Here is a 17,494-nt window from a genome sequence, read left to right on the forward strand (position 1 = left end):
AACGCAGAAAGAGCCGCCTGCCGACCGGGGGGGGGGCAGACGGCTCCGAACCTTAGGGGTTCAAGGCTGGCAAGGACCTCAGACCGGAGTCTCGCAGGTGCCGCCAGCTGCTTCAATCTTCTGGCGGGCCGCCTCGCTGAAGGCATCGGCCTGGACCGTCAGCTTCACCTTGAGATCGCCACTGCCCAGGATCTTCAGCGGCTGATCGGCGGCGGGCTTGGTCAGCAGGCCGGCTTCCACCAGGGAGGTGAGGTTGACGGTGCTGCCTGCCTTGAGTTCGGCCAGCTTGCCCACGTTGATCACCGTGTAGGTGGTGGGATTGACCAGCGGGAAGTGCTTGAGCTTCGGCACCCGGCGGTACAGGGGCATCTGACCGCCCTCAAAGCCTGGGCGGGTGGGACGGCCGGAGCGGGACTTCTGGCCCCGCATGCCGAAGCCGCAGCTGGCGCCCTGACCGGCGGCAATGCCGCGACCCTTGCGGGTCTTGCGGCGCCGGGCTCCGGGTTGGGGCTGGAGACTGTTGAGAGAGAAGGATGTCATCGGGGACCTCAGGAGTAGATCTGCTCGAGGGAGATGCCCCGCTCCTTGGCGGTCTCCTTGTGGGTGCGCAGGGCGGCCAGGGCTTCCATGGCGGCACGGGCGTTGTTGAGCGGCGTCTTGGAGCCAAGCCGCTTGGCCAGCACGTTCTTGATGCCTGCGAGCTCAAGCACCGTGCGGATCGAACCGCCGGCGATCACCCCTGTACCGGGAGCGGCCGGACGAATCAGAACGCTGGCGGCGCCGTCGCGGCCGTTGCTGATCGTGGGGATGGAGCTGGTGCGGGTGAGGGGCACCTTAACGAGATGCTTCTTGCCATCGGCCACGCCCTTGCGGACAGCGCCGATGACATCGCCGGCCTTGCCGACGCCCACGCCCACCTGACCGCGCTCATTGCCGACAACGACGATGGCTCGGAAGCTCATCTTCTTGCCGCCCTTGACGGTCTTGGAGACGCGGCGGATCTGAACCACGCGTTCCTGCCATTCGCTGTCGCGTTCCTGGCCTCGGCGGTTGTCGCGGCCCCGGCCACCGCCGCGGCGGTCGCGGTCGCCCTTGCCGCCACCGCGGCGATCCTGCTGCTGGCCCTCGGCCGCTGCGGGGACATCGCTGGCGGCCGGGATGTCGCCGGTCTGGATCTGGTCGTTGGTTTCCATGGTGAGCGCAGGATCAGAACTGAAGGCCCGCTTCCCGGGCGGCATCGGCCAGGGCCTTGACCCTTCCGTGGTACAGATTGCCGCCGCGATCGAAGACCACCTTCTCGATGCCCTTGGCGAGGGCACGCTTGGCGACCAGCTGGCCGACAGCGGCGGATGCGGAGCAGGTGGAACCGGCGTCGAGGTCGGAGCGAAGGTCCTTGTCGAGGGTCGACGCCGAGCACAGAGTGCTCTGGGCGTCGTCGTCGATCACCTGGGCGTAGATGTGATTGTTGGAACGGAACACCGCCAGCCTGGGCCGGTCGGCTGTGCCGGAGAGCAGACGGCGCAGGCGGCGATGGCGCTTCTGGGTCTGCTGTTTGCGGGAGAGGGTGGACATGGGTGAGTCAGGCTAACGGTGCTCGGGCAGACCTCTATTTCTTGCCGGTCTTACCGGCCTTGCGCAGGATCTTCTCGCCCTCGTACTTGATGCCCTTGCCCTTGTAGGGCTCAGGCGGGCGGATGGCGCGGATCTTGGCGGCTTCATTGCCCACCAGTTCCTTGTCGGGGCCGGAGACGAGCACGGTGGTGTTGTTCTCGACCGCAAAACTGACTCCCTCAGGGGGAATCATCTCGACAGGGTGGCTGTAGCCGGCGTTCACCACCAGCTTTTTGCCCTGCACCGAGGCGCGATAGCCCACACCGATGATCTCGAGCTTGCGGGTGAAGCCCTGGCTGACGCCCTCGACCATGTTGGCCACGAGGGTGCGGCTGAGGCCGTGACGCTCACGGGAGCGGCGCGATTCGCTGCTGGGGCTGACCACCAGCGTGTTGCCGTCCTGGCTGATGGCCACTCCCTCGGGGAGGGTGCGGCTGAGTTCGCCCTTGGGTCCCTTCACCGTCACAGCGAGGCCGTCAAGGTTGACGCTCACCTTGTCGGGGATGGGGATGGGTGCTTTACCGATACGTGACATGACGTGTTCCTCCCTGGATCAGTAGACGTAGCAGAGCACTTCGCCACCGACACCCTGCTTGCGGGCGTCGCGGTCGCTCATCACACCCCTGGAGGTGGAGATGATCGCCACTCCGAGGCCGCCGAGCACCTTGGGAAGTTGACGGGTGTTCTTGTAGATGCGCAGGCCCGGGCGGCTGACGCGCTGGACGCGGCGGATGGTTGGCTGGCGCTGCTTGCCGCTGTACTTCAGCTCGAGCACCAGTTGCTTGTTGACACCGTCGCCCTCTTCATTGATGGCGGCGATGAAGCCTTCTTGTTGCAGCACATTGGCGATGCTGCGGGACATGCGCGACGCGGGAATGCGGGTGCTTTCGTGGCGCTTCTCACTCGCATTGCGAATGCGGGTGAGCATGTCGGAAATCGGGTCGTGATTGGCCATGGTCGGATCCGAAAGAGCCTCAGTTACTGCGGAACGGCATTCCCAGCTCACGCAGGAGGGCGCGGCCCTCTTCGTCGTTGCGGGCGCTGGTCACGATGGTCACGTCCATCCCCCGGATGGCGTCGATTTTGTCAAAGGAGATCTCCGGGAAGATGATCTGTTCGCGGATTCCCAGGGTGTAGTTCCCCCGTCCGTCGAAGCTCTTCGGGCTCACACCGCGGAAGTCGCGGATGCGAGGAAGCGCCAGGTTGATCAGGCGCTCAAGGAAGGCATACATGCGCTCACCGCGAAGGGTGACAGCAACGCCGATCGGCATTCCCTGGCGGATCTTGAAGCCGGCGATGGCCTTCTTGGCACGCGTCACGACCACCTTCTGACCGGTGATCGTGGCGAGTTCGGCAATTGAGGCTTCAAGGGCCTTGGCGTTCTGGGCCGCCTCTCCGAGTCCTCGGTTGACGGTGACCTTGACCACCTTGGGAACTTCGTGGACGTTGGAGAGACCGAGATCTTTCAGCAACTTCGGCTGAATCGTCTCCCGGTAGCGCTGTTTGAGTGACATGACGGGGGGAGGGAGTGCGCTTCTGGACGTGGTCAGAAGGCGGACAGGGAGGAATGAGGGCAGATGCCCGGCTGGGGCCTCAGTCGAGGAATTCGCCGGTTTTCTTGAGTCTGCGCTTCTTGGTGCCGTCCTTGTCGACCACGATTTCGACGCGGCTGGCCACCTTCTGGGCGGTGGAGTAGAGCATCACGTTCGAGGCGTGCAGGGAGGCCTCTTCCGTGACGATGCGGCCGCTTTCGCCTTCCTGGGTGGGCTTGACGTGGCGGGTGCGCAGATTGACGCCCTGGACAATGACGCGGTTTTCGTAGGGAAGGGTGCGGAGCACCTCGCCCGTCTTGCCCTTGTCCTTGCCGGCGATCACCTGAACGGTGTCGCCTTTTTTGATGCGCATCTTGATGCGCACCGGGGTCTTGGCTTTCGGTGTGGCAGTGGCCATCTCAGATCACCTCCGGAGCGAGGGACACGATCTTGGTGAAGTTGCGCTCCCGCAGCTCACGGGCGACCGGGCCGAACACGCGTGTGCCCTTGGGGTTGTTGTCAGTCCCCAGGATCACGGCGGCGTTGTCGTCGAATCGGATCGAGTTGCCGGTGTCGCGACGCAGGGTGGCCTTGGTGCGAACCACCACAGCCTTGACCACATCGGACTTCTTGACACCCATGTTGGGCATGGCGTCCTTGACGGCGGCAACGATCACATCGCCCACGTGGGCATAGCGACGGTTCGTGCCCAGCACGCGGATGCACTGGATGCGCTTGGCGCCGCTGTTGTCAGCGACGGTGAGGAAGGTTTCCTGCTGAATCATGGATGGTTCCTCCTCAGGTGGCGGATGCTGAGCTGCCGGCTGTCCGGTCGAGCACCTCAATCACCTTCCAGCGCTTGGTGCGGCTGAGGGGACGGGTCTCGATGATGCGGACGCGGTCACCGACGCGACAGGAATTGTCCTCGTCGTGGACCTTGTAACGGGTGGTGCGGCTGACGGTCTTTTGATAGATGGGATGGGGGAAGCGGTTCTCCACCGCCACCACCACCGTTTTCTCCATCTTGTCGCTGACGACGACGCCGACCCTTTCCTTGAGTGCCATGGGATGCGGGGGGATCAGGAGGCGGCGGAGCGGAGACGCTCCTGTTGCACCGTGTGCAGGTGGGCCAGCTTGATGCGGGCCTCCTTGAAGCGGTGGGGGTGCTCCAGGCGGCGGGTGGCCTGCTGGAAGCGGAGGTCGAACAGCTCGCGACGGACCTGATCGATCTGTTCGGTGATCTGGCCGTCGGTGAGGGAACGCACCTCGGCGATGCTTGGGCGTGCCATGGTCAGGACTCCACGGTGGCGGATTCAGCGGCCGCTGCAGCCGCCTCACTCTCCTGGTCGGCCAGGGAGAGGAACTTGGTCTTCACGGGCAGCTTGTACTGGGCCAGGCGCATGGCTTCCCGAGCGATTTCGGGGGTGATTTCTGCACCGCCCATCTCGAACAGGATGCGGCCCGGCTTGATCACCGCCACCCAGAATTCGGGGTTGCCCTTACCGGAGCCCATCCGGGTTTCGGCGGGACGCATGGTGATCGGTTTGTCCGGGAAGATGCGGATCCAGATCTTGCCGCCCCGCTTGACATAGCGGGTCATGGCACGACGGCTGGCTTCGATCTGGCGGGAGGTGATCCAGCCACACTCCTGGGCCTGAAGCGCAAAATCACCAAAGGCAATCGTGTTGCCCCGGGTGGCGATGCCGCGCATGCGGCCCCGCTGCTGCTTACGGAATTTGACGCGTTTTGGACTCAGCATGGTTCAGGCCTCCCTCACTCCTCGTTGGAGCGATCTTCGAACTGTTGGGGCCGCCGGCTGGTGCGGCGCTTCGGAGCGCCACCCACGGGCAGCTTCTCCTGCTGGCCCGGCAGCACTTCACCCTTGAACACCCACACCTTGATGCCCAGAACCCCGTAAGTGGTGCTGGCCACCTTGGTGGCGTAATCGATGTCGGCCCGCAGTGTGTGCAGGGGAACCCGACCTTCACGCGTCCATTCGGTGCGCGCGATCTCGGCGCCGTTGAGGCGACCGCCCACCTGGATCTTCAGACCCAGAACGCCGGCGCGCTGGGCACGCTGCACGGCCATGCGCATGACACGGCGGAATGCGACACGCTTTTCCAGCTGCTGAGCGATGTACTCGGCCAGCAGATAGGCGTCGGCGTCAACGCGCTCCACTTCGACCACATTGATGCGCACCTGACGGTTGGCATCACCGAGGGTCTTCTGGATGCCGCTGCGCAGCTCCTCGATGCCGCTTCCCTGGCGGCCGACGAGCACGCCGGGGCGTGCCGTCTTCAGTTCAACTTCAAGCTGGTCGGCCTTGCGGGCGATCAACACGTCGCTGATGCCGGCAGCCGCGTACTTCTTATGAATGAAGCGGCGGATGCGGTCATCCTCCTGAAGGAGGGTGGGATAGGTCTTGCTGGGGGCATACCAGCGGGACCGGTGCTCCTGGGTGATCCCCAGGCGCAGGCCGGTTGGATGGATCTTGTGTCCCATCGGTCGGTGTCCTCGGGGGTCAGGTGGTGGGAGCTGCCACACCAATGCTGATGTGACAGGTCTGTTTCTTGATCGCGTAGGCGCGACCCTGTGCGCGGGGGCGGAAACGCTTCATCGACGGGCCCATGTCAGCGCTGGCCGCGCTGATCACAAGGGTCGACGGGTCGAGGCCGAGGTTGTGCTCGGCATTGGCCACCGCGGAACGGAGCACCTTGGTGATCGGGCCGGTTGAGCGGTAGGGCATGAACTCGAGCATGATCAGGGCGTCGCGGTAGCTCTGCCCTCGGATCTGATCGAGCACCCGCCGCACCTTGGAGACGGAGCCGCGGATGTAGCGGCCGTGTGCCACGGCCTGGTTGGAATTGGAGTTGGTGTTGGCCATGGCGTCAGCGACCTCCCTTCTTGTCTTTGATGTGGCCGCGGAAGGTGCGGGTGGGCGCGAATTCGCCCAGCTTGTGGCCCACCATCTGTTCCGTGACATACACGGGGACGTGAGCCTTGCCGTTGTGAACGGCAATGGTGTGGCCGATCATCATCGGCAGGATGGTGGAAGCGCGCGACCAGGTCTTGATCACGGTCTTGTCATCGGCGGCGTTCTGCTTTTCAACCTTGCGCAGCAGGCTGTCAGCGACGAACGGTCCTTTTTTGAGTGAGCGTCCCATGGCGGATCAGGCGTACGACAGAGCGGTGGTGGTCATCAGGAGTCGCGTCCGCCACGGCTCCGCTTGGACGTGCGACGCCGCTTGCGCAGCACGAATCGGTTGCTGGGCTTGTTGCGCTTGCGGGTCTTGAGGCCCAGAGCGGGCTTGCCCCATGGCGTGACAGGACCGGAACGACCGATCGGAGCCCGGCCCTCACCGCCACCGTGGGGGTGGTCGCAGGGGTTCATCACACTGCCGCGCACTTCGGGGCGGCGACCCAGCCAGCGCTTCCGACCGGCCTTGCCCAGGCTGGTGTTGCGCTGTTCGCTGTTGCCCACTTCACCGAGGGTGGCGTAGCACTCACGACGCACGAGGCGCACCTCGGTGGAGGGAAGCTTGAGAGCGACGTAGTCGCCTTCCTTCGCCATCACCTGGGCGCTGGCGCCGGCGGTGCGGACCATCTGGCCGCCACGGCCGGCGTACAGCTCGACGTTGTGGACGCTCGAGCCGAGGGGAATGGCCGAGAGGGGCAGGGCGTTGCCGTTCTCGATCGGGGCATCAGGGCCGGAGACCAGCTTCTGGCCCACCTGCACGCCGGCCGGCGCCAGGATGTAGCGCTTTTCGCCGTCTGCGTAATACAGAAGCGCCAGACGGGCGTTGCGATGCGGGTCGTAGTGGATCGCCGCAACGCGCGCTTCGACGCCGTGCTTGTCGCGACGGAAATCGATGACGCGATAGAGGCGCTTATGACCACCGCCGCGGTGGCGGCAGGTGATGACACCGCGGTTGTTGCGGCCCTTGCGGCGATGCTTGGCGATGACCAGGCCGCGCTCGCGTTTCTTGCCGGTGACTTCGCTGAAGTCGGTGACCACCAGGGTGCGGGTGCCTGGGGTGTTGGGCCTGTAGGTACGGATTGCCATTGGAAGTCAGACCTCAGGACTCGGGGAACAGCTGGATGGTGTTGCCCTCGGCGAGGCGGACGACCGCCTTCTTGATCTGGGCGCGCTTCCCGGCGAAACGACCGACGCGTCGGGTACGGCGGGGCGGGTTCATGGTGCTGACGCCGACCACCTTCACATCGAAGAGGGATTCGACAGCCGCCTTGATGTCGGGCTTGGCGGCGCGGTGATCCACCTCAAAGGTGTATTGGTTCAGCTCGAGGGCGCGGGTGGCCTTCTCGGTGATCAGGGGGCGGCGGATCACATCCGCGAGCCTCCCGGCAAAGCGTTCAGCCATCTCCGTAGACCTCCTGAATCCGGGTGATTGCTTCCTCGTTCAACACCAGCTTGTTGGCGTCGAGCAGGTCGACGACGTTGAGCTGGTCGGCGGCGATCAGCTTGACCTTCTCGAGATTGCGCACCGAGAGCTTCACAGCCTCACTGGCGCCTTCCAGAATCAGCAGCACCTTGGCGCCGGACGCGATGCCGAAACGCTCGAGGGCAGCGGTGATCTCCTTGGTTTTCGGGGTGTCGAGCCCCTGGCCGAAGCCCTTGATCACCGTGATGTCGCCGGTGCGGCTCATCAGAGCGGTGCGCAGGGCCAGACGCCGCTCCTTGCGGTTCATCGCCAGCTCATAGCTGCGCGGCTTCGGTCCGAAGACGATGCCGCCACCCGGGCGCAGCGGAGTGCGGATCGAACCCTGGCGGGCACGGCCGGTTCCTTTCTGCTTGTAGGGCTTGCGGCCGCCACCGGCCACCTCAGCGCGGGTGAGCGTGCTGGCGGTGCCCTGACGGGCATGGGCCTGCTGGCGCACGACGGCGCGGTGCAGAAGATCGGCGGCGCTGCTCTCGCGGGCGACGCTCAGGCTGAGAGACGCTTTACCGCTCTCCTTGCCCTGCCAATCGCGAATGACACAGTCAGTCATGGATGTCCTCCTCAGTTCGCGGCCTTGCTGCCCACCCGCTTGGCCGGGCGGATGTCGAGCAGGGATCCGGGCTTGCCGGGTACCGAGCCCTTGACCACGAGCAGGTTGCGCTCGGTGTCGACCTTGAGAATCACCAGCCCGCGGGTGGTGGTCTGCTTGCCGCCGTAGCGACCGGCCATGCGCTTGCCGGGGTACACGCGGCCGGGGGTGGTGCCGGCGCCGGTGGAGCCGGGTTCGCGGTGGTTCTTCGAGCCGTGGGTCATCGGACCGCGGCTGAAGCCGTGGCGCTTCTGATAACCGGCAAAGCCACGTCCCATCGTGTCGCCGCTGACGTCGACCTTCTGGCCGGCTTCGAACGCCGCGACGGTGATCTCGCTTCCGAGCTCGAGGCCGTCGACGGTGTTGACGCGGTACTCGCGCAGATGGCGCAGCAGCTCGTCGCCGGACTTGGTCAGGTGGCCGCGTGCGGGGCGGTTGACAAGCTTCTCGCGAATGTCACCGAAGCCCAGCTGGACTGCGGCGTAGCCGTCGGTGGCTTCGCTCTTGAGTTGGGTGATGCGGCAGGGACCGGCTTCGATCAGCGTGACCGGGATGGACCTGCCTTCGGGGTCGAAGAACTGGGACATTCCCAGCTTCTTCCCAAGGATGCCGATGGACATGGATAGGGACGTGACGCCAGCTGGACGAACCACCCGCTGGATCCTTCGGCCGGCCTGAACGGCGCGGCACCCGGTGTGCGCAGGTGGCAGAAAGGCTGAATTCGGACGATTGCACTTGGAAACCCGGGCGGATCCCTGAGGACCTGCGGCAGGGCCATGGCGCTAGCGGAGCGAAATCAGCGGGCTGGGACTGCTCCGGCAACCGGCGGCAGAGCCACCTGGCTGTGTGTTCCGGCTAGTTTCCCGACGGTTCCGATGCGGTCAGGGGATTCCCCCGTTCCGCCCGTGAGCCGTACTGGCCTGGAGAGGACATCACCAATGACGTCCCCTGTGCTGTCTCCCGGAGGCCCGGCTAGCGGACGGGCGCGGTGCAACAGCACAAGCAACCAATGTAGACCATAGGGTGCAGGGGTACCTCAATGAAGCAGTGCAGCTGCCAGACTGCGGCCCGCCCGCCCGTCCTGCGATGCCTCTCCTGCTCACCGGTCGCAGCTTCCGTCAGGATCTCGAGCGCTCCGGCGCCCTGGCCCTCTTCGCACCGCTCGAGGGCGGCGCTGAGACCCGTCTGATGCGACGTCTTCGTGCCGCCGGCTATCAGGCCCAGATGCTGTCGGCCCGCGGACTGGGTGATCCGGAGGCCTTCCTCACCCGCCTCCATGGCGTCCGGCCGCCCCACCTCGGCCATCAGAGCGTCGGGCGGGGGGCGGCAGTCGGGGAAGTGCAGCGGGCGGCTCCCCTGCTCGGACCGCAGTTCGCGGCCGAGGGGCCGGTGCTGCTCTGGCTGCTCGAGGGTCAGGTCCTCTCCAATGCTGAGCTGGAAGCTCTCTGCCGGCTCTGCCGCAAGGAACCCCGCCTCAAGGTGGTGGTCGAGATGGGCGGCGCCACGGCCCTGCGCTGGCAGCCCCTGGAGACCGCTCTCCCCGCCTGACCCCAGAACCCAGAACCTTCATCTTGAACCTGCCCGATCGGCTGGCGCTGCTCTGGGGCGCGTCCTTCTTCTCCGGCTCGCTCGCCCAGCTGGTGGCCCGGCTGACCGGTCTGCCGATCGTGGTGCTGCTGCTTGGCGTGGGGCTGCTCTTCGGTGAGAGCGGTTTCGGCCTGATCCAGACCTCACTCCTGGGCCGCAGTCTTGAGCCCCTCGTGGGGCTCCTGGTCTGTCTGGTGCTGTTCGACGGCGGTCTCAACCTGCGGCTGGCGGGACCGACCCTGAAGCGGTCGGTGCTGCAGCTGGTCCTGGTGAGGGCGTTGCTGGGTCTCGCCTGTACGGCCCTGCTGGCCCATGTTCTGGTGGGTCTCTCGATGAGCCTTTCCCTGGTCTTCGGGGCGATCGCTCTTGCCACCGGGCCGACGGTGGTCGCGCCGATCCTGCGTCAGCTGGGCCTGGCTCCCTTCCTGTCCTGCCTGCTGGAGGCCGAAGGACTGATCCTTGAACCGGTGGGTGCGGTTCTGGCGCTTCTTCTGCTCGATCTTGCCGTCGGTGATCTGGGCCGCTGGCAGGACGTGGTGGTGCGGCTCCTGGTGCGGCTCGGAGGGGGCGTGCTGATCGGGGCCCTGGCGGGCTGGCTGCTCTCGCTGTTGCTGCTGCGGCTGATCGTCCCCGGTGGCGGCGGCACTGAGGTGCTTTCCCGCGAACGACCGGGGACCCCTCCCCTGGGGCCGGCCTCAGGGCCTGACGCGTCTGGCTTCAACCCCCTGTTGGAGAGCACCCTGCCCCTGCAGGTGACGCTTGGGTCCCTCTTCCTGCTGTTCAGCGGCTGTGAGGCCCTGCTGCCGGAATCCGGCCTGCCCGCCGCCGTCAGCGCCGGGGTGGTGGTGGGTCTCCGGTTGGAGCGATCCGCCACACTGCTGGATGAGCTCATCGCCCAGCTGGCGCTCCTGGCGATCACTGTGCTGTTCCCGCTGCTGGCGGCCGATGTGACGCGTCAGGAGCTGCTGCTTCCGGGCCTGGGGGGCGTGTTCTGCGTGCTGGCCCTCACCCCCGCCCGCTGGCTGGTCGTGCAGGTCGCCGGGCTGGGCCTGCCGCTCAACGGCTCCGAGAAGCTGATGCTCAGCTGGCTGGCGCCTCGGGGCATCGTCACCGCCGCTGTGGGAAGCCTGTTCGCGCTTCGGCTGGAGGAGGCCGGCGTGGCCGGTGCAAGCCTCCTCAAGGGCCTGGTGTTTCTCACCATTCTTCTGACGGTGGGGCTGCAGGGCGCCACCGCTCCCTGGCTGGCTCGGCACCTCGGGCTCAACGCCGGCGCTCCGCCTGATCCCTCCACTCCCGAGGGCCTGCCGGCAGCCGGGTCCGCCGCTGGAACGGCGCCGGGCCTTCTCGCCGTGCCCGCCGCTCCTCTGGCTGCCGGGGATCCTCCATGAGCCTGGGCTCCACCGCCATGGATCCCGAGCGGGCCCTGGCCCAGGGGTGCTGGGTCAAGTGGATCGCCGGTGCCAGCAACCAGGATCTGGCCTCGATCGAAGATCTGGCCGGCATCCATACCCTGGCCGGCGTGCATTGCCTGGATGTGGCCGCCGACGCGGCGGTGGTGGCGGCCGCCCGGCGCGGCATCGCCTGGGCCCGGGAGCAGGCGTCCCGGTGCGTGGCTGCCGACCGGGGCGCGCCTGCGATGCCATGGCTGATGGTCAGTCTCAGCGATGGGGCGGATCCCCACTTCCGCAAGGCCAGCTTCGATCCGCTGCGCTGCCCGCCGGACTGTCCCAGGCCCTGCGCCCGCGTCTGCCCCGCCCTGGCGATTCCTGCCGTACCTGAGGAGGGCGGGGTCCTCGCTGACCGCTGCTATGGCTGCGGACGCTGCCTGCCGGCCTGTCCCCTGGGGTTGATCGAGGAGCGTCAGCATGTCCTCGAGCCGGTGGCCGTGGCCCCCCTGCTGGCGGAGCTCCGGCCCGATGCGATCGAGCTGCACACGCAGGTGGGCCGGCAGGACGCCTTCGCCGAGCGGCTGGCTCAGGTGCGCGCAGCCGGTGTCCCGCTGCGCCGTCTGGCCATCAGCTGTGGTCTGGAGCCGGCGACGGGATCGGCGTTGCCCCCGCGGCCCGTGTCGGTCGGGCAGCTGGCCCGGGAGCTGTGGCAGCGCCACGGCCTGGTGCGGGCCGCCGGTCTGCGGCCGCTGTGGCAGCTGGATGGACGGCCGATGCGCGGGGATGTCGGGGCAGGCACCGCCCACGCTGCAGTGCGCCTCTGGCAGCAGCTGGCCCCCCTGGCCCCGCCGGGGCCCCTCCAGCTCGCCGGAGGGACCAACGCCCATACCCATGCGTTGGCGCGGCAGATGGCTGGCGAGGTGCGCGCACCGCTGGCGGGCATCGCCTTCGGTGGTGTCAGCCGCAGCCTGCTCCAGCCCTGGCTGCTGCGCGCCCAGGAGCGCGGCCAGCGTCTGCTCGACGCCGACGATCTCTGGCCCGAAGCGCTGCGGCTGGTGCGCCGGCTGGTGGACCCCTGGCTGGCGGCCCCGGACCCCCGCGTGGAGCGGTCTCGCTAGAACCAGACCAGATCACGCGAGTCGCGTCGCCTTCCCCGCTGCCTTCCCTCACTCCTCCCTCCCCGCCGGGGCCTCCTCCCCGCCCACAGCCCTCCTCGCCGGGGCTCACCCAGCGGATCACCGACGATCTGGACCGCCTGCTGGCGGTGCTGCCCGCGCCCGTGCAGGACGCCCTGGCGGAGGTCCAGGCCCGGGAGCAGCTGCTGGAGGTGGTTCTGGACCTGGGACGGGTGCCTGAGGCCCGCTATCCGGGGCGCGCCGTGGCCCTCGGGGAGGCGGCGGTGGAGCGGGCTGATCTGGCTTCGGTGCTCGATCGGCTCGGCCCCTTCGGAGGCGATAACCGCGCCGGCATCGAGCGCACCCTGCATCGCATCAGTGCCATCCGCAACCGCACCGGCGAGGTGGTCGGCCTCACCTGTCGCGTCGGCCGCGCTGTATTCGGCACCGTTGGGATGGTGCGCGATCTGCTCGATTCGGGCCAGTCGCTGCTGCTGATGGGGCGCCCCGGCGTGGGCAAGACCACGGCCCTGCGTGAGATCGCCCGCGTGCTCGCCGATGACCTGCTGCGGCGGGTGATCGTGATCGACACCAGCAACGAGATCGCCGGCGACGGCGACATTCCCCATCCCGCCATCGGCCGGGCCCGGCGCATGCAGGTGGCGCGGCCGGAACTGCAGCATCAGGTGATGATCGAGGCGGTGGAGAACCACATGCCGGAGGTCATCGTCATCGATGAGATCGGCACCGAGCTGGAGGCGCAGGCGGCGCGCACGATCGCCGAACGCGGCGTGATGCTCGTGGCCACCGCCCACGGCAATGCCCTCGAGAACCTGATCCGCAACCCCACCCTCAGTGATCTGGTGGGCGGCATCCAGTCCGTGACCCTCGGCGATGAGGAAGCGCGCCGCCGCCGCACACAGAAGACGGTGCTGGAGCGGGCGGCCGAGCCCACCTTCCCGATGGCGGTGGAGATGCACAGCCGCCACCGCTGGCTGGTGCATCGCGACGTGGCCGGCACGGTGGACCTGCTGTTGCGAGGCCACAGCGCCCGGCCTGAGATCCGTGAGCTCGGCGCCGATGGCCAGGTGCTGCGGCGTCAGGAGGCTGCACCGCTGCGACCGCCGTCGCCGGCTGCGGAGCGCTCCGTGACGCCGATCGCAGGCTCCGGGCTGCGGCCCGTCAAACCGTTGGCGCCGGTGCCGATGCCGGACCCTCTGGCATCGCCCCAGGGGGCTGACACTGACCTGGGCCCGGGAGGGACCGTCTCAATGGCACAGGAGGCTGTCGCCAGCCCGACCGGCTCCACGGAGCCGCTGCGGCTCTACGGCGTCGGGCTGCCGGCCCAGCTGCTGGAGACCGCCGCCCGTGGTCGGGGGCTGCCGGTGGAGGTGGTGGCGGATCCGGAGCGGGCGGAAGCTCTGCTGAGCCTGCGTGGCGAGCTGGGGCGCGATCCGGCCCTGCGCCGCCGCGCCCAGCTGCTGGGGCTGCCGATCCTGGTGATCAAGTCGGACAGCCTGCACCAGTTGCAGCGTGCGATGGAACGGCTGCTGGACCGCCGTGGCGGCGTCGATGCCGCCGACGGCCCGGAGCGTTCCCGCGAGGACCCCGACCCGCTCCGGCGGCTCGACGATGCCCACGCCGCACTGGAGGAATGCCGACGGGCCGTCGAGCAGGTGGTCCTGCCGCTTGGGCAGCCGGTGGAGCTGCTCCCCCGCAACGAGCGAGTGCGGCAGATGCAGGCCGAGCTGATCTCCCGCTACCGGCTGCGGAGCGCTGTGTTCGGCCGAGGACCGCAGCAACGCCTGCGGGTCTTCCCGGCCTGAACGCCATGGCTGGAGAAGCGGGCCGGGCTGTTGACGAAGGACCGGCCGCTGTGGGTAACTATCAAGGCAGTCGATTCCGAGGCCTGGCCGCGGATATCCGACCTGCGTTGGGCCGTCGCCAAGCGGTAAGGCAGCGGGTTTTGGTCCCGCCATTCCTAGGTTCGAATCCTAGCGGCCCAGTTTTTGGATTCCTGTGTCGTCTCAGCCATGACCCCTGAGTCCACGCCGGGGCCATTGCTGGTCTTTGACTTCGACGGTGTGCTGGTGGACGGCATGCCGGAGTACTGGTGGGCTGCCCGTGCCGCTGCCCAGCGCCTCGATCCGTCCCTGGAGCTTCCCGCGCAGGCTCCCGCCGGTTTCGCCCGGCTGCGGCCCTCCATCCACAAGGGTTGGGAGATGGTGCTGGTGGCGGCGGAGCTGGCCCGCGGCGCCGCGGCCGGAACTCCGGACTCGCTGATCGAGGCCGGCGACTACGCGGCGGCCCTGGGGCCCGCGCTGGCGCGCCGGGGCTGGACCCCTGATCGCCTGCAGGCAGTGCTGGAGGAGGCGCGTGCCGAGGCCCTGCAACGCGACCGGGAGGGCTGGCTCAGTCGCCATCGCTTCTACCCGGGCGTGGTGGAACGCCTGGGCCGTCTGGCCGCCGAGGGGGCTGACTGGGGGGTGCTGACCACCAAGGGCGGAGCGTTCGCCGCCGAGATTCTCGCCGCGGCCGGGCTGCGGCCCTCCTGCCTCTATGGCCACGAGCAGGGCAGCAAGCCGGAGGTGCTGCTGCAGTTGCGCCAGCTCCGGCGGCCCCTGTGGTTCATCGAGGATCGCCGCCCCACTCTGCAGGCGGTGCGTGCCACGGCGGGACTGGAGGCGGTGCGCTGCTTCCTCGTCTCCTGGGGCTATCTGGCTCCGGACGATGCCCTTGGCCTGGGCGAGGTCGGCATCGGCTGGCTGACGCCGGAGCGTTTCGCGGCCCCCCTGGCGCAGTGGCCCTGAGTCGCTAGAGTACGCCCGTACTAAGCGCCGGCGGTCGTCCTGGCGGCGCCTGTCCCCGGCTCTGCTCCGGCAGGCCGGAGTGGCCGGTCACCCGCCCGATGGGACAGCGCTCCTCTCCTGGTGGCATTGATTCTCCGGGGGGCTGAAGGTTGTCCTTGTCCCCCTGTCACGTCGCCCTCAGATCCGCCTTCCGGTCCTGTGCCGCGGCGGTTCACCTCGCTGGGCTGTTTCCTTCGCTGATTCTTTCCATGCCCGCTGATCCCAAGGCCACCGACTCCCGGAGTTCCTCCTCCTCCGCGGCCGCCGCCGCCCGGGCCACGGCTGTTGACGCCCGGGCCGCCGCCGAGCGGGACAAGGCGCTGGGCCTGGTGCTCAACCAGATCGAGCGCAACTTCGGCAAGGGCTCGATCGTCCGCCTCGGCGACGCCTCCCGCATGCGGGTGGAGACGATCAACACCGGTGCCCTCACCCTCGATCTCGCCCTCGGCGGCGGCTATCCCAAAGGCCGGGTGGTGGAGGTCTACGGCCCGGAGAGCTCCGGCAAGACCACCCTCACCCTGCATGCCATCGCCGAGGTGCAGAAGCGCGGCGGTGTGGCGGCCTTCGTCGATGCTGAGCATGCCCTCGACCCGGTGTATGCCGCCGCCCTCGGGGTCGACATCGAGAACCTGCTGGTCTCCCAGCCCGACACCGGTGAGATGGCCCTCGAGATCGTCGACCAGCTGGTGCGCTCCGGTGCGGTCGACATCGTCGTGGTCGACTCGGTGGCGGCACTGACACCCCGTGCCGAGATCGAAGGTGAGATGGGTGATCTGGCTGTGGGCAGCCAGGCCCGCCTGATGAGCCAGGCGATGCGCAAGATCACCGGCAACATCGGCAAGTCGGGCTGCACGGTGATCTTCCTCAACCAGCTGCGTCAGAAGATCGGCGTCACCTACGGCAATCCGGAGACCACCACCGGCGGTAATGCGCTCAAGTTCTATGCCTCGGTGCGTCTCGACATCCGTCGCATCCAGACCCTCAAGCGAGGCACCGAGGAGTACGGCATCCGCGCCAAGGTGAAGGTGGCCAAGAACAAGGTGGCGCCGCCGTTCCGCATCGCCGAGTTCGACATTCTCTTCGGCCGCGGCATCAGCACCCTCGGCTGCCTGCTCGACCTGGCGGAGGAGACCGGTGTGGTCACCCGCAAGGGCGCCTGGTACAGCTACGAGGGCGACAACATCGGCCAGGGGCGCGACAACACGATCGGCTGGCTTGAGCAGAACCCCTCCGAGAAGGAGACGATCGAGCAGCTCACCCGCCGCAAGCTGATGGAGGGTTCCGAGGTCACCGCCAATTCGATGAAGCCCCTGGCGGCTGCGGCTCGGGTGGCCGCCACCGCCTCAGGCAATGGTGCCGAAGAAGCGGCCAAGTCCGATCTCGAGGAGCTGGCCAGCGCCGGCTGATCCCTCGGTGCCCTGCGGGTGTCCCGGTCACGGGATGCCCGCAGGTGGCCCTGGCACGACGCCCAGGGCCATTCGGCTGGGATCGGCGCAGGGGTCGGATGCCTGTTGAGGTGATGGCACAGGTCCTCGGGCAACCCGGCCTGGTTGTGGACCAGGGACGGCATGAGAGTCCGCTGACACTCGGCCCCTTCTCTGATCCGCGTCGGCATCAGAGAAGGGGCCGCTTGTTCTCGGCTGCTCTTGACCTGCGCCGTTGTGGAAGCACACCGGTTGGGGCAGATTGCCGTCAGCAGAATCCCTGCGGATCTGAGGTCGCGGCCGTCATCAGGTCCCGGCTGGATCCTGTCTGGGAGGCTGCGTGCGACCCCTGCCAGAGATCCGCGTCGGTGCTGAGCGCGAATCAGGCCACGCTGGAGCGAGACGCTCGGATGGAACGGTGGCGGGTGCCTGCCAGGGGGATTGGCGGGCTGAGAGGCTCAGCCACGGCAGCGTCAGCCGTTCTGGGAACGCTGTCGCCACTGTTGAGGTCCTGGAGCATGACCACCAGGCGCTGGAGCTCGTTGATCGCTTCGGCTCCCTCAAAGCGCACGAGTTCACAGCCGTCGCGGCACTCCACCCAGCTGATGCCGGAGTCGGAGACCAGGAAGCGGACGGTGTGGCGCTCGCCCAGGTCGGCGACGAAGGAGGCGCCCTGGTGGATCTGTTCGTCGCCGCACACGTAGCAGGTGGCGACATGCCCGCGCTCCTTGAGGCCCTTGGCCAGGGCCTGCAGGCTCATCACCAGATCCCGCGCCAGGGCTCGGTACTGCTCGGCCAGACGGGGAAACATGGATCGCCTGCAATGGAATGAAACGATCCTAAGGTTTTCTTCCGTTTTGCGCGACGCATGTGGCGCCTGTCGGGATTCGCCCACGAGGCTGGATGCGCCATCGGGTAGTCGGTCGGCGCTCTGCTGCCTGT

General features: G+C 67.7%; 25 protein-coding genes and 1 tRNA gene. 7 read left to right on the forward strand and 19 right to left on the reverse strand.

Annotated features, from left to right (window positions below; all coding sequences use genetic code 11):
• Positions 1-78: 78 nt before the first annotated feature.
• The 18 genes from rplO to rplC all read right to left on the reverse strand — a co-directional run bounded on the left by rplO (position 79) and on the right by rplC (position 8,809).
• A complete protein-coding gene (rplO, locus tag H8F25_RS14885) occupies positions 79-540 on the reverse strand; it encodes a 50S ribosomal protein L15 (RefSeq protein WP_197211073.1) in 462 nt (153 codons plus the stop codon).
• Between the two features lie 8 nt (positions 541-548).
• Positions 549-1,193: a 30S ribosomal protein S5 gene (gene rpsE, locus H8F25_RS14890; RefSeq protein WP_197211074.1), complete on the reverse strand. Its 645-nt coding sequence runs from the start codon at positions 1,191-1,193 to the stop codon at positions 549-551.
• Between the two features lie 13 nt (positions 1,194-1,206).
• On the reverse strand, positions 1,207-1,572 hold the full coding sequence (rplR, locus tag H8F25_RS14895; RefSeq protein WP_197211075.1) for a 50S ribosomal protein L18: 366 nt from the start codon (positions 1,570-1,572) through the stop codon (positions 1,207-1,209).
• A 34-nt stretch (positions 1,573-1,606) separates the two neighbouring features.
• Positions 1,607-2,146, reverse strand: a complete 540-nt coding sequence (rplF, locus tag H8F25_RS14900) for a 50S ribosomal protein L6 (RefSeq protein ID WP_197211076.1) — start codon at positions 2,144-2,146, stop codon at positions 1,607-1,609.
• A gap of 18 nt (positions 2,147-2,164) precedes the next feature.
• Positions 2,165-2,566, reverse strand: a complete 402-nt coding sequence (gene rpsH, locus H8F25_RS14905; protein WP_197211077.1) for a 30S ribosomal protein S8 — start codon at positions 2,564-2,566, stop codon at positions 2,165-2,167.
• 19 nt (positions 2,567-2,585) lie between these two features.
• Complete coding sequence (gene rplE, locus H8F25_RS14910; protein ID WP_197211078.1) at positions 2,586-3,125, reverse strand: 50S ribosomal protein L5; 540 nt, start codon at positions 3,123-3,125, stop codon at positions 2,586-2,588.
• Positions 3,126-3,204: 79 nt separating this feature from the next.
• Positions 3,205-3,561 (reverse strand): 50S ribosomal protein L24, encoded by a 357-nt coding sequence (gene rplX, locus H8F25_RS14915; protein WP_197211079.1) that lies wholly within the window; start codon positions 3,559-3,561, stop codon positions 3,205-3,207.
• A 1-nt stretch (position 3,562) separates the two neighbouring features.
• Positions 3,563-3,928, reverse strand: coding sequence for a 50S ribosomal protein L14 (gene rplN / locus H8F25_RS14920; protein ID WP_197211080.1), 366 nt, complete (start codon positions 3,926-3,928; stop codon positions 3,563-3,565).
• 13 nt (positions 3,929-3,941) lie between these two features.
• Complete coding sequence (gene rpsQ / locus H8F25_RS14925; protein WP_197211081.1) at positions 3,942-4,208, reverse strand: 30S ribosomal protein S17; 267 nt, start codon at positions 4,206-4,208, stop codon at positions 3,942-3,944.
• Between the two features lie 14 nt (positions 4,209-4,222).
• Positions 4,223-4,432, reverse strand: a complete 210-nt coding sequence (rpmC, locus tag H8F25_RS14930) for a 50S ribosomal protein L29 (protein ID WP_197211082.1) — start codon at positions 4,430-4,432, stop codon at positions 4,223-4,225.
• A 2-nt stretch (positions 4,433-4,434) separates the two neighbouring features.
• Positions 4,435-4,902: a 50S ribosomal protein L16 gene (rplP, locus tag H8F25_RS14935; protein ID WP_197211083.1), complete on the reverse strand. Its 468-nt coding sequence runs from the start codon at positions 4,900-4,902 to the stop codon at positions 4,435-4,437.
• Positions 4,903-4,916: 14 nt separating this feature from the next.
• Positions 4,917-5,645, reverse strand: a complete 729-nt coding sequence (rpsC, locus tag H8F25_RS14940) for a 30S ribosomal protein S3 (protein WP_197211084.1) — start codon at positions 5,643-5,645, stop codon at positions 4,917-4,919.
• Between the two features lie 19 nt (positions 5,646-5,664).
• Positions 5,665-6,027, reverse strand: a complete 363-nt coding sequence (rplV, locus tag H8F25_RS14945; protein ID WP_197211085.1) for a 50S ribosomal protein L22 — start codon at positions 6,025-6,027, stop codon at positions 5,665-5,667.
• 4 nt (positions 6,028-6,031) lie between these two features.
• Entirely contained in the window at positions 6,032-6,307 is a 276-nt protein-coding gene (gene rpsS / locus H8F25_RS14950) for a 30S ribosomal protein S19 (RefSeq protein WP_197211086.1), read from the reverse strand.
• A 35-nt stretch (positions 6,308-6,342) separates the two neighbouring features.
• Positions 6,343-7,206: a 50S ribosomal protein L2 gene (gene rplB, locus H8F25_RS14955; RefSeq protein ID WP_197211087.1), complete on the reverse strand. Its 864-nt coding sequence runs from the start codon at positions 7,204-7,206 to the stop codon at positions 6,343-6,345.
• A gap of 13 nt (positions 7,207-7,219) precedes the next feature.
• Entirely contained in the window at positions 7,220-7,522 is a 303-nt protein-coding gene (locus H8F25_RS14960) for a 50S ribosomal protein L23 (protein ID WP_197211088.1), read from the reverse strand.
• The gene (gene rplD / locus H8F25_RS14965; RefSeq protein WP_197211089.1) at positions 7,515-8,150 is read right to left on the reverse strand and encodes a 50S ribosomal protein L4; all 636 of its coding nucleotides are present in this window, start codon (positions 8,148-8,150) and stop codon (positions 7,515-7,517) included. Before rplD ends, H8F25_RS14960 begins: the two co-directional genes overlap by 8 nt.
• Positions 8,151-8,161: 11 nt before the next feature.
• On the reverse strand, positions 8,162-8,809 hold the full coding sequence (gene rplC, locus H8F25_RS14970; RefSeq protein WP_197211090.1) for a 50S ribosomal protein L3: 648 nt from the start codon (positions 8,807-8,809) through the stop codon (positions 8,162-8,164).
• 466 nt (positions 8,810-9,275) lie between these two features.
• Between rplC and H8F25_RS14975 the strand changes: the two genes are divergently transcribed.
• The 7 genes from H8F25_RS14975 to recA all read left to right on the forward strand — a co-directional run bounded on the left by H8F25_RS14975 (position 9,276) and on the right by recA (position 16,534).
• Positions 9,276-9,737 carry an NAD(P)H-quinone oxidoreductase subunit N gene (locus tag H8F25_RS14975; RefSeq protein ID WP_197211091.1) on the forward strand — a complete coding sequence of 154 codons (462 nt, stop codon included), beginning with the start codon at positions 9,276-9,278 and terminating at the stop codon, positions 9,735-9,737.
• Positions 9,738-9,766: 29 nt separating this feature from the next.
• Positions 9,767-11,164: a cation:proton antiporter gene (locus tag H8F25_RS14980; RefSeq protein ID WP_197213941.1), complete on the forward strand. Its 1,398-nt coding sequence runs from the start codon at positions 9,767-9,769 to the stop codon at positions 11,162-11,164.
• Positions 11,161-12,282 carry an LdpA C-terminal domain-containing domain gene (locus tag H8F25_RS14985; protein ID WP_231596888.1) on the forward strand — a complete coding sequence of 374 codons (1,122 nt, stop codon included), beginning with the start codon at positions 11,161-11,163 and terminating at the stop codon, positions 12,280-12,282. Before H8F25_RS14980 ends, H8F25_RS14985 begins: the two co-directional genes overlap by 4 nt.
• A 146-nt stretch (positions 12,283-12,428) precedes the next feature.
• On the forward strand, positions 12,429-14,105 hold the full coding sequence (locus tag H8F25_RS14990) for an AAA family ATPase (RefSeq protein WP_197211092.1): 1,677 nt from the start codon (positions 12,429-12,431) through the stop codon (positions 14,103-14,105).
• Between the two features lie 108 nt (positions 14,106-14,213).
• Positions 14,214-14,285 (forward strand) — tRNA-Gln (locus H8F25_RS14995).
• 27 nt (positions 14,286-14,312) lie between these two features.
• The gene (locus H8F25_RS15000) at positions 14,313-15,089 is read left to right on the forward strand and encodes an HAD family hydrolase (RefSeq protein WP_197211093.1); all 777 of its coding nucleotides are present in this window, start codon (positions 14,313-14,315) and stop codon (positions 15,087-15,089) included.
• A gap of 248 nt (positions 15,090-15,337) precedes the next feature.
• Entirely contained in the window at positions 15,338-16,534 is a 1,197-nt protein-coding gene (recA, locus tag H8F25_RS15005; RefSeq protein ID WP_197211094.1) for a recombinase RecA, read from the forward strand.
• A gap of 400 nt (positions 16,535-16,934) precedes the next feature.
• Here recA and H8F25_RS15010 read toward each other — a convergent pair whose 3' ends face one another.
• Complete coding sequence (locus H8F25_RS15010; protein ID WP_197211095.1) at positions 16,935-17,363, reverse strand: DUF1815 family protein; 429 nt, start codon at positions 17,361-17,363, stop codon at positions 16,935-16,937.
• Positions 17,364-17,494: the final 131 nt, after the last annotated feature.

It is taken from the genome of Synechococcus sp. CBW1004, from assembly GCF_015840715.1.
In the GTDB taxonomy this organism is placed as follows: domain Bacteria; phylum Cyanobacteriota; class Cyanobacteriia; order PCC-6307; family Cyanobiaceae; genus Cyanobium.